The organism is Terrabacter sp. P5_B1 (assembly GCF_056400505.1).
Genome location: NZ_JBFULD010000563.1, coordinates 1 through 1,253, shown reverse-complemented (window position 1 = coordinate 1,253; position 1,253 = coordinate 1). Strand labels below are relative to the sequence as shown.

Below are 1,253 nucleotides of genomic sequence, written 5' to 3'. Positions count from 1 at the left end.
GGACCGCTCTCCCACCTGCCGAGTCCGACCCGACGGTCCGTGCCGTCACCAATGCCGAGCTGCTCCTGGACCGCTACGGCGTGCTGACCCGCGGGTCGGTCGTCACCGAGGACGTGCCGGGCGGCTTCGCGGCCGTCTACCGCGTGCTCGCGGCGGCCGAGGAGGCCGGCAAGGTGCGTCGCGGCTACTTCGTCGAGGGGCTCGGCGCCTCGCAGTTCGCCTCGACCGGCGCGGTCGACCGGCTCCGGTCGATGTCCCGCCTGCCCGGCGGCGACGAGGCCGGTGGCGGCCGACGAGTCGAAGCCGCGGACGGTGACGAGTGGCTCGCGCCCTCGCCCGCTGTGTCCGCGGCGTCCGGCCGGGGCGGCCAGCGCGGTCGTGAGCGCACCGGTCCGCCCGCACTCGTCCTCGCGGCCAGCGATCCCGCGAACCCCTACGGCGCCGCGATCGGGTGGCCCGAGCGCGGGTTGACCGACGCAGCAACCGACGAGCCGGCCGGCGTCAAGGACGGTGACGACGAGGCTGCCCCGAGGGCCTCCCGCCGCAAGGGCCACCAGCCGGGCCGCAAGGCCGGGGCCCTCGTCGTGGTCGTCGACGGCGAGCTCGTGCTCTACGTCGAGCGAGGCGGCAAGACGATGCTCTGCTGGTCCGACGACCCCGAGCCCCTCCAGGCCGCGGCAGACGCGCTCGCGCTCGCCGTGCGTGAAGGGGCTCTCGGCCGCCTCACCGTCGAGAAGGCCGACGGAGCCTCGGTGCTCGGCTCTGACCACCCGCTCGTCCAGGCGCTCTCGCAGGCGGGCTTCCACATGACCCCGCGAGGCCTGCGCCTGCGTCGCTGACCGAGAGGTGCCTGTCGCGGAGGTCGGCGCCGACAATCCGTGTCGGCGACCCACAGCGCTGGCGCTGCCGGGGTGTCTAGGGTGGAGTCGCGCTGACGCTGCGGGAGCGTCGCCGCACAGAGATTCCGAGACCAGGAGGTGGCGTGCCCGAGGGAGACACCGTGTGGCGCACCGCCACCCGCCTCAACGAGGCCCTCGCGGGCCGCGAGATCGTCGAGTCCGACCTGCGGTGGCCCGAGATCTCGACCGTGGACCTCACCGGCCGCACGACGCTCGAGGTCGTGAGCCGGGGCAAGCACGTGCTGCACCGGATCGAGGGCGGACTCACCCTGCACTCGCACCTGCGCATGGAGGGGCAGTGGCGCGTCGAGGCGACGCCGGGGCTCGCCGCGCGGTGGCGGCGCAACCCGCAGC

At 74.9% G+C, this 1,253-nt stretch carries 2 protein-coding genes; both read left to right on the top strand.

Features of this window, described 5'->3' with window-relative positions:
* Nucleotides 1–839, top strand: an 839-nt coding sequence (locus AC1DP0_RS22000; RefSeq protein WP_478088738.1) for an Lhr family helicase, incomplete at its 5' end; no start/stop codon positions are given.
* A gap of 143 nt (nt 840–982) precedes the next feature.
* On the top strand, nt 983–1,253 hold a 271-nt coding region (locus tag AC1DP0_RS21995; RefSeq protein ID WP_478088736.1), incomplete at its 3' end, for a DNA-formamidopyrimidine glycosylase family protein.